The sequence below is a fragment of the Agrobacterium sp. rho-8.1 genome (assembly GCF_033957725.1).
In the GTDB taxonomy this organism is placed as follows: domain Bacteria; phylum Pseudomonadota; class Alphaproteobacteria; order Rhizobiales; family Rhizobiaceae; genus Agrobacterium.
On record NZ_CP192789.1, the window covers coordinates 1,675,224 to 1,684,509 of the forward strand.

General features: G+C 56.3%; 7 protein-coding genes. 5 read left to right on the forward strand and 2 right to left on the reverse strand.

Going from position 1 to position 9,286, the window contains the following annotated elements; genetic code table 11:
- Positions 1-534 precede the first annotated feature (534 nt).
- Positions 535-3,894 carry a Ti-type conjugative transfer relaxase TraA gene (traA, locus tag RMR21_RS22615; RefSeq protein ID WP_498671901.1) on the reverse strand — a complete coding sequence of 1,120 codons (3,360 nt, stop codon included), beginning with the start codon at positions 3,892-3,894 and terminating at the stop codon, positions 535-537.
- 197 nt (positions 3,895-4,091) lie between these two features.
- Here traA and RMR21_RS22620 point away from each other — a divergent pair, with 197 nt between their 5' ends.
- The 5 genes from RMR21_RS22620 (at position 4,092) to RMR21_RS22640 (ending at position 8,150) form a co-directional block, all read left to right on the forward strand.
- The gene (locus tag RMR21_RS22620; RefSeq protein WP_498671700.1) at positions 4,092-4,472 is read left to right on the forward strand and encodes a mobilization protein; all 381 of its coding nucleotides are present in this window, start codon (positions 4,092-4,094) and stop codon (positions 4,470-4,472) included.
- A gap of 249 nt (positions 4,473-4,721) precedes the next feature.
- Positions 4,722-5,300, forward strand: coding sequence for a cytochrome b (locus RMR21_RS22625; protein ID WP_498671702.1), 579 nt, complete (start codon positions 4,722-4,724; stop codon positions 5,298-5,300).
- A gap of 208 nt (positions 5,301-5,508) precedes the next feature.
- On the forward strand, positions 5,509-6,432 hold the full coding sequence (locus tag RMR21_RS22630; protein WP_498671704.1) for a nucleotidyltransferase and HEPN domain-containing protein: 924 nt from the start codon (positions 5,509-5,511) through the stop codon (positions 6,430-6,432).
- A gap of 238 nt (positions 6,433-6,670) precedes the next feature.
- Positions 6,671-7,288, forward strand: a complete 618-nt coding sequence (locus RMR21_RS22635) for a type IV toxin-antitoxin system AbiEi family antitoxin domain-containing protein (protein ID WP_042618665.1) — start codon at positions 6,671-6,673, stop codon at positions 7,286-7,288.
- Positions 7,281-8,150 (forward strand): nucleotidyl transferase AbiEii/AbiGii toxin family protein, encoded by an 870-nt coding sequence (locus RMR21_RS22640; protein WP_498671706.1) that lies wholly within the window; start codon positions 7,281-7,283, stop codon positions 8,148-8,150. Before RMR21_RS22635 ends, RMR21_RS22640 begins: the two co-directional genes overlap by 8 nt.
- Before the next feature lie 447 nt (positions 8,151-8,597).
- Here the strand turns inward: RMR21_RS22640 and RMR21_RS22645 are convergent, their stop codons facing one another.
- Positions 8,598-8,816, reverse strand: a complete 219-nt coding sequence (locus RMR21_RS22645) for a hypothetical protein (protein ID WP_448780962.1) — start codon at positions 8,814-8,816, stop codon at positions 8,598-8,600.
- Positions 8,817-9,286: the final 470 nt, after the last annotated feature.

Below are 9,286 nucleotides of genomic sequence, written 5' to 3' on the forward strand. Positions count from 1 at the left end.
TCATGGCCCCACGTAAAAGGGTGCCGCGGAAAGATTGGCTTTTTTGTTGATGATGGTTTGGTTCGGATAGTTCTGGGAGCGATGCCCTTTTTTCTTGTGACGCATACATCCCTTGTTTAAGCCGATAACGACACTGCCGGAGCCCAACACGCAAATGACGCACTCAGATCCGGTTGCGATGTCTCTGTGGCGGTCAGGTCCGATGGGGTGACCACAAGAGTTTTTGCCGTGCCGGCAATGCCGTCTGCCACCGTTCCGGACGCCACGACAGCAGAAACGAAAACCGATATCGTGTCCTCAGTGGTGAGCGCCGAGCGTTAGTTATCTGTTGGGGAGCGTGTCCCTTTCACCGCGTCATACTGGTTTGGACTTTCGCCGACAGCGCGGCGGGTCGCCACTCTTGGCATCGTTACCGTCATCGTGACATGGTTTCTGATCTAGCCCACCATCGCTAAGTAGATCCGATCTTGGGAGGCAGGAAGCGCTGTGGGCTGCGACCACTTTTAATGATCGATGCGGCTCAAGTTGCTGATGTCACATCCCCAAACCGAGGCTTTTCGTCAGTGACTGCTTGAGGTTGTATTGATAGGTGATCTCTGCGCGATGAGCGCGTTCGACGATGCGGGCGATGTTTGTGATGTGGTCGAGTTGTTTGGCAATGCCCGGCCCCAGCCGCAACGTGTCTGGTTTCAGGTTCCGCGGATCGGCGCTGCCAAAGCGTTGCTCAAGCGCATCTGTGATGGTGCGGGCCTCCATGATGGCCGTTTGTCCCTCTGGCGTTGTCAGGAGCTGTTTGAGGAATGTTGGCCTATCTTTAAGGGACAGGCTGTCGAACTGTTGCAGAAGGGCCTCGCTGCGGGGTGTGAGACCCGGGACTTCGATGACGTCCTGACGCTCACGTTTCCAGGTTTCTGACTGGCGTTCGGCGTTCAGACGGCGTTCCCAGGTTTTGGCGGCTGATATGACATGGCTGCCAAGCGCCAGGGTCAAGTGACGGGCAAGCTTGCGCTCCTTGTTGTCACCGAGAAGGCCAGCCTTGCCGCGCAAGGCTCCGAACTGCTCGGGTTTCTCAACGAGCGATTTGGCCAGAGCTTTTCCGTCGACCCCTGCCTCGGTGATGGCGCAGGTGAGGGTGTCGACAGCCCGGTCAGGATCGATATAGACGTCACGACCCACCGACCGCACGACCTCCATATCTCTGACCAGATTGGGCAGGGCCTTTTCGCAGGCGATGTCGTCGACGGTGCGATCATAATGTCGGATTGCGGGGATGAGCGGGGCGGGAGTTTCGTCTTCCCGCGGGTGATGGGGCGCAATGTCGTTCGTCTGTGTCAGAGGTTTTGCGGGCTCGGCGTGCAGCGCAGGGTCGACCGGATTGCTGGGACGCATCGCACCAGATTGTGCCTCGACAGCACGCCCTTGTTGCAAAAGTTGATCCTGCTTTTCTCGTACAACCGGGGCTGCATCAGAGGTGAACGTTTGAACAGGTACGAGAGCGTTGGCAAGCTCGATCGCTGGAGATGTCTGGGGTGTCAGCCCGCGCCGCGAAGCAAAGACATTGATGTAATCGAGCGTCGTTTCCTTGGCGCCGGAACGGCTCATGCTGGCAACCATATCTTTGATGCCGTCGAGGTCATCGCGACCGGCATAAAGGGTTGCCTGATGGCGATGGCGCGTCATGGCCACATAGGTGAGATGCCGGTCCATCGTTGAGGATGCCATGACGAAGGCACGGTCGACTGTGGCGCCTTGGGATTTGTGAATGGTGGTCGCATAGCCATGATCAAAACTTTGGTAATCTTTGACGGGTACAGAGAGAACACGGGCATTTGTTTGCCCGCTGGCAGCTCCGTCGAGCCGCATTTGTATTGCGTCCGGCTCGACGGCCTGCACCGTTCCCAACATGCCATTTTTGACGCCAAGATCGCGATTGTTTTCCAAAAGAAGAATGCGATCGCCGGGGGCGAAAGCACGATTGCCGTTGACGGTCTGATAGATGAGTTCGCTGTCACCTTTGATAGGAAGATCCGTCCGGAGTTTAACGGTTGACGCTCCATCGTTCCCGCTGCCCAGACCGCTCCGTTTCGCAAGCCGCCCTTCAGCCTGCAGCGCTTCTCGGATGCCGTCGTTAATGGCGCGAACATCGAGCCTGCGGTGGGCAAGGGCAATGCGGGATGCGGATGGGTTCTGTTTGAGATCAGCGAGATAGTCGGCCACGAGTTGTTCGCGCGCCTGACGACGGTCATCGGCAAACTGGACGCTGCCCTGTTCGGCGTAAGCTATCAGTCCATCATCGGTGCGATGGGTGGCAAAAGCGACCGAGGCCTGTCGCTGCCAGTGCTGTTTCTGCCGACGGATTTGCGATAGTTCGACCGATCCGATCCGCTCGGCAATGGCCCTGAACGGCGAGCCTGCACCGATCGCCTGAAGCTGTTCGTGATCGCCGACCAGAACGAGCTTTGCGCCACGCGCTTCGACCTCCTTCACGAACCGCGCGAGCTGGCGACTGCCAACCATGCCGGCCTCGTCGATGACGAAGATATCGCCATGGCCAAGCTCACTCTTTCCTTTGTTCCAGCCATACTCCCAGGATGCCAGAGTGCGTGCGGCAATGCCGGATGATTGCGTCAAACCTTCTGCCGCCTTGCCGGCAAGGGCTGCACCATGAACCACGAAACCCTGTGCTTCCCAGGCGTCGCGTGCAGCCGCCAGCATTGTGGATTTGCCAGCACCGGCAAAGCCGATCACGGCGGCGATTTGCGCAGGTGAGGTGATGTGGCGCACAGCCTCACGCTGCTCGTGGCTGAGACCAGCCCCCTTCAAAATCGCGTCCTGACGATCCAGCGCATGAGCGACATGGCCTGCCCTCACACCATGGCTTTGTCTGTGTGCCATCCGCAGGGCACTGGCTGCCATGGCATGTTCGATGGTGATCATCTCCCGCGTCGAATAACTGGCCAGTTCGCCGTGTCGTTCGGGCTGCAGGTCGACCAGTTGCGGTGATGCCATGACGGTGGCAAAGGCTGACTGGAATGCGTCGGTGTCGTTGATGTAGCGATTCAGTGTGCGCGCGACATCGTAACGATCAAACACGCTCTTTTCATCGGTGATGAGTTTGAGTACCTCGTCTGGTTTGCGGCGGATCAACTCGGCGTTTCGCCGTGCTGCGTCTTCATCAAGCCGGGTGCGTGACACATGCAGTCCGCGCCGCATCATCTGACTGGCATGCACGCCCATATGCCCGGTTGGTGATAGCGATAAACCCCGCTCCATATGCGAGCGGTGATCGATGCGCAGATCAAGACCTGCGCGCATCAGATGTCGGTTTGCATGCTCTGCAAAGGCTTTCCGAACATCGCGCATCTGCATGTGCGAGGTCGGCAAACCATGGGCGAGCAGCCATTTGTTCTCGCGCTCGATCAGCGCCTTGCTCCCAAGCCCATCCGGCGTGACTTCACGCGTGGTCATCAACACATGGGCATGGATATTGCGGATGTCACTTTTGCCCTGGGGCACATGGATGGCAAAGTCGACGGCGGTGCCATAGCGGTTGGCCAGATCCTGCGCAAAGGTGCGCGTCAGTGACAGGCAATGGTTGCTGCTCAGCTCGTGAGGAAGGGCGATTTCGAACTCGCGGGCAACGCGCGCATCGCAGCGCTTCTCGGCAGCTTCCGCTGCATTCCAGAGCGTCGAGCGATCGATCGCCCAGGTTGCCTCGACATCATCTGGCAAAACGATCTCACAGTGGTCGACACCCTGCTTGGCGGTGAAGTCATGGACCATTCCATCGCGTTCGTTCACCAGCAGGCTGGCGGTGCGATAGGCGATGGCAGCGACGGCACTTCTGCCGCCTGATCTGGAGACGGGCTTGCTGCTGAGATGGTAAATCGCCACCGGCATTTGTCCTTTCCTGATCCTGGAAACCGGTTGAGCGAAAACGCTGCAACTCGTAAGTGCGCCCTTATTGCTTTGATCTGGCTTGGCTAGCACCGGCAGGCCGTGCTGGCGACGTGCAGATCTGCACGTTGCGGGACCTGAGAGATTGGAGTTCGAATAGCCCCAAGGCCAAATCGTCAAAGGAGGATGCCGTTATGAGAAAGCCGATCGCGCAACGCATCAAAGAGCTCGAGGAGCGCAAACGCGCCTTGCAATCGCGGCTGGGCAAGCATGAGCGCGCGCAGGACACCCGGCGCAAGATATTGCTCGGATCATTTGTGCTGGAGCGCCTGGCGTGTCGATCAGCGCATGATGGTGATACCAGCGATCAGTGTGACCTCAGGCATTGGCTTGCAACACAGCTGCCGGCGTTTCTCCGTCGCGATGCCGATCGTGCCTTGTTTGCGGACCTGCTCGAAGAATGCCGGTTGGGTCAAGGCCACGGTGTGGCAGATGTCGCCGCGCAGCAGAGCAATGGGTACCTTCAGCAAGCCAATGGCAATCAAGCTGATGTCATCGGGGACAATGAACCATGACGGTGCTCAATGTTACAATGAATGCCCGGCAGGTACGCCTTTGTGGCGATACGGATGACTGGACGCTCACGAGGGATTGCGGAATGAGCCTGTCCTGACGGGAACGCGCTCCCCATAGCGCCGTAGTGAGCGGCAGGACGGGCGTGCGTCTGGCGCCACCGGGTGAGGGAGCGCAGCCCAGGATCAGACGAACGATCCCGGTCGGATCCCACCGTTGCGCTCTGCGCCAACGGCAGCTAGAGGCAGGCAATGATAAAGAGGAATTTTCGCATGTGGCTGGATACGCCGAAGCATTATGGTCTGATCAGCCGGACCTTGCATTGGACAATGGCCTATCTTTTGATCTGGCAGTTTGTCGTCATTTTGACGTGGCGATTGTTCGGCGATACGGAGTTGGTCAGGACGGTCACCTCGCTTGGACCTGGCCATGGCACCGTTGGCCTTTTGGTGATCGTGCTTGTTGTCATTCGCGCTATCTGGTGGACCGTCAATCGCAACCGTCGCCCGGTTCAATCGACAACCGTCACCGGTCGTGCAGCCGCTGTTGTTCACGCCAGCTTTTATCTTCTGATGTTTAGCATTCCGGCACTGGCGCTGTTGCGGGCCTATTGCAGTGGCAAGGGGTGGGCACCGTGGGTTCCTGCAAGCGGGATAGAGGTCATGTGGATGATAATGCCGGCTGATCTTCTTCATAGTTTGCTGGCATGGGTTTTGTCGGTTCTGATCGCAGGCCATGTCACCATGGCGCTCATTCACCGGTTCGCGTTGAATGACCAAACGTTTGGACGGATGGTGGGAAGGTTGGCCAGGGCCACGGCTGATGAGTAACCAATGACGTTGATGACCACTAGACCACATCCGAAAAACAGGGTCGAAGACGCAGATTGGTCAATGCCTCTGAGAGCTTTTGTGCAATGTGTGTCAAAGGCCTGGTGGGATTTCCTGCAGTTGTTGTTTCGGTTTAACTGTGTCAGATTTTTAGAGCCACCATTCAGAGAGTCCACGTCGATACCGCCAACGCCAAGAAGCCGCTACCATGATGAAGTCCTCCCTCGATCATATTCCGCCCCGCAAGCAACGCGAACTTGCCCGTGCGCTGGAAATCCTGCACGAGGAATTCGAGGATGCTCTGGGCGAAGGAACATCGGACTTCAAGAAGCGCGGACGCATTCTCAAAATCATCCTGTTCGGCTCTTACGCCCGCGGCACCTTCGTTGACGAACCGCACACGATGAAGGGCTATCGCTCTGACTTTGATCTGCTGGTGATCGTCAACAATCGCAAGCCGACCGACTTTGCCGAATACTGGTACAAGGCAGCCGACCGTCTGATCCGCGACAGCTTTATCGAAACGCCGACGCAGTTCATCGTGCACTCGCGTCGCGAGGTAAACACGCAACTGAAGGAAGGCCATTACTTCTTCTCGGATATCCGCAAGGAAGGCATTGTTCTCTACGAGCTGGATGACGAGCCTCTGGCTGAGCCAAAACCGCTCACGGCGGAAGAGCGGTTGAGGGTTGCTCGGGAGCATTTCGAGAGTCGTTACTCGTTTGGAAACTACAACGCCATACTCGCTATGCAGGCGGTGAACGATAAGCAGTTCAAGCATGCTGCATTTTTGATTCATCAGACACTTGAACAGGCTTACTCCTGCGTTCTGCTCACTCTGACAAATTACGGGCCGCCATCACACAATATCAAGTTCTTGCGCTCGCTGGCTGAGGAGCAGGACCTGCGTTTGGTCGAAGCCTTTCCGCGCGACCAACACCGCGAGCGGGCCTGGTTCAACACGATCAATGAGGCCTATGTGAAGGCTCGTTATTCCAAGCATTTCGAGATCAGCGAAGAGGCGCTTGTCTGGCTTGGAGAGCGGACGGCGCATTTGCTTGAGCTGGTAAAGATCGTCTGTGACGAACATGTCGCAATGCTGGAGCGGGACGTGCTACCGGTTGAAGGATAAGGGCGCGCGGTGATCAACGCCGAGCTTCGCAGGTTCAAATCCTGCCCCGGTAGACAACGATCCTGCGATCCCATTAAAGCCCCCTCGTGGGGCTTTTTGCGTTTTCTGGCTTCAGATGTCGCATTGGATGTAGAGTAGGAGCGCTCGGTTGAAAACTGCTCGCTAGAGCTTTCCTTCAACGTCGAAATTTGATATGAAACCTCGGATAGTACATCCTTAGTTCAGAGCTATTGTATCAATGTCTCCATCTCTCCCCCAGCGCCAGATCGCCCACGCATTACTTACGGCGCGTGGGATCGCGCGCCTTGTCGAGCTGCGCGACGCTGGCGTAACGGCTGCCACTATGAGCCGCATGGAGCGGGATGGAGAGGTGCTCCGACTTGCACGCGGCCTTTACCAGCTCTCCGACGCAGCGCTCGACGCCAATCACAGCCTAGCTGAGGCCGCCAAGCGCGCACCTAAGGGCGTCGTCTGCCTTGTGTCGGCCCTCGCATTTCACGGCCTGACCGATCAGCTTCCGAGACAGATATGGCTGGCCATCGGCCAGAAGGACTGGCCTCCCAAATCTGACGGTACACCCATTCGTATCGTGCGGTTTACCGAAAGACTGCTCAATGAAAGCGTCGAGACCCATATTGTCGAGGGTGTGCCCGTAAAGGTCTTTGGGATCGTCAAAACAATCGCGGACTGTTTCCGATATCGCAACAAGATCGGCCTGTCGGTTGCGATCGAGGGCCTCCAAGAGGCGCTCCGCCAGAGCAAGGTCACTCCCGGCGAAATTGCTAGGCAGGCCGAGCGAGGAGGGGTTGCCACTGTGATCCGGCCGTATCTCGAGGCGCTGACTGCCAATGGTTAAGGAGATTAGGAATATCGGCGCCTCGGTGCGCGCCCGCCTGCTGCAACTCGCCAAGGCAAATGACCAGAGCTTCGACCTAGTTCTGACACGCTTCGCCCTCGAGCGGCTGCTCTTCCGGCTCAGCCAGTCACGACATGCCAAGCGCTTCGTGCTGAAGGGCGCGATGCTGATGATGAGTTGGTTCGACGATCCGCACCGCGGCACGCGCGACCTTGATCTGCTGGGTTTTGGCGATCCGAGTGCTGAGCCGATGCTGGCGACGTTTCGGGAGATCCTGACGCAGGAAGCCGGCGATGGCGTGGAATTCGACGCTGACGCACTTCGCGTCGACCGTATTCGCGAGGAACTGGAGTATGGCGGGCTGAGGCTGAGGACGACGGCCTCGATCAGCGGTGCCCGGATCAGTCTGACGATCGACATCGGCTTTGGCGATGCATTGGAGCCTGGTGCCGAAGAACTGGACTATCCTTCAATGCTCGATTTCCCAATGCCCCGACTACGGGGCTACGCGCGGGAAACTGTCATCGCCGAGAAGTTCCAGGCGATGGTGGCGCTGGGGCGTTCCAACACCCGGATGAAAGATTTCTACGACATCTGGATTCTCAGCAGGTCGTTCGATTTCAGCAATGACAGGTTAGCACAGGCAATTGCCGCCACTTTCGAACGGCGTGAGACGCCGATCCCAACGGCCCTACCGGATGCGTTAACAGCAGCATTTGCCAAGGATCAGCAAAAGCAACGGCAATGGCGAGCGTTTGTTGAAGACGTTGCCCATGATCCGGGTGAATTGATGGAGGTCATCACGGAGATCACTGCATTCCTGATGCCTCATGCCGTTGTAGCCGCGAGCCGGGGCAAATGAGCGGGTTGGACATTGGCGCCGGATTTTGGAGGGCGTGACCGTTGAACACTGGCCAGACGATCAATCGGACCGAGGATAAAGCGCACTCGCTCAGTCGTTGATTGTCATCCTGCCGGGGGGCATAGTTGATGTGCACTATTACCGGATATTCCGATCAATCGACGACAAGATGACTCACCACACGAGAGTTTCCAAGGAGTCGCGGCAGCCGGTATTGTCACACCGTCATCTGCCTGGCTCGACGGATTGTTTTTGTCATAACTAAGCTGATAGCCTACTAAACACGGCGGCAGACAAGATTCTGTTCAACAGCTGCATATTCCACGAGATGATCGACTACCTGAGAAGCCTTCTGCGATCACAGCCTGTGCGAGCTTTTGCAAGTCAGCTAAAACTTTCGCTTTGTGCAACTCGTACCATTGTGATTGAAGATGGAAGCGTTGGCGATCAGAAGGCCGACCGTTTGCCTCTGTAGGTGATTGGCGGTGGAAGAGCCTCATGCGTTTGTGCAAGCGTTTCTAGCCATTCGGCCAGGTCTGCAGGGACGGCTTCATTGCCTACTTCCAGAGCCTCAATCCACGAAAGTTCGCATTGTAGAGCGGAGGCGATATTGATCGGTGTCCAGCGTATGACCCTCAGGCATTGATTAAAGCGGTCTGGCGACATGTCGATTCATTGGCCTCGTATTTCAAGTGATGCTTGCCTAGTCGATTGTGAGAGTCAATCGGTTTTGCAACCTTTGAGAAGCGGCGACATGCTTGATGCTCGTGTTTTTGGATATATTTTCCGATTGAATTTAAATATATACGTTAATTCCGGAATCTATACATTGCATGTAGAATATTTTTCTATGTATCGGTTTGGTAGGTATCATGTTAAGAAAAGGTATAATTTATATTGATGGCTACGTGTGTTATATATAATATCTGTAGTTTTAGCCTTTTTATGGGGTGGTGTGCTTAAAGCTTGAGGGCGATCAGCGATGATTTTAGATAATCCAGCCGCGCGCTCAACTGTATGATTTATATAGGTTTTTCGATTATTTGGATGAGGGTATTTATTGACGGATTGGGAGATAAAGTTCGGTGGCTGAGTGGATATCTGGCTATCCGGGTGCAATTACAATAACAGTATCA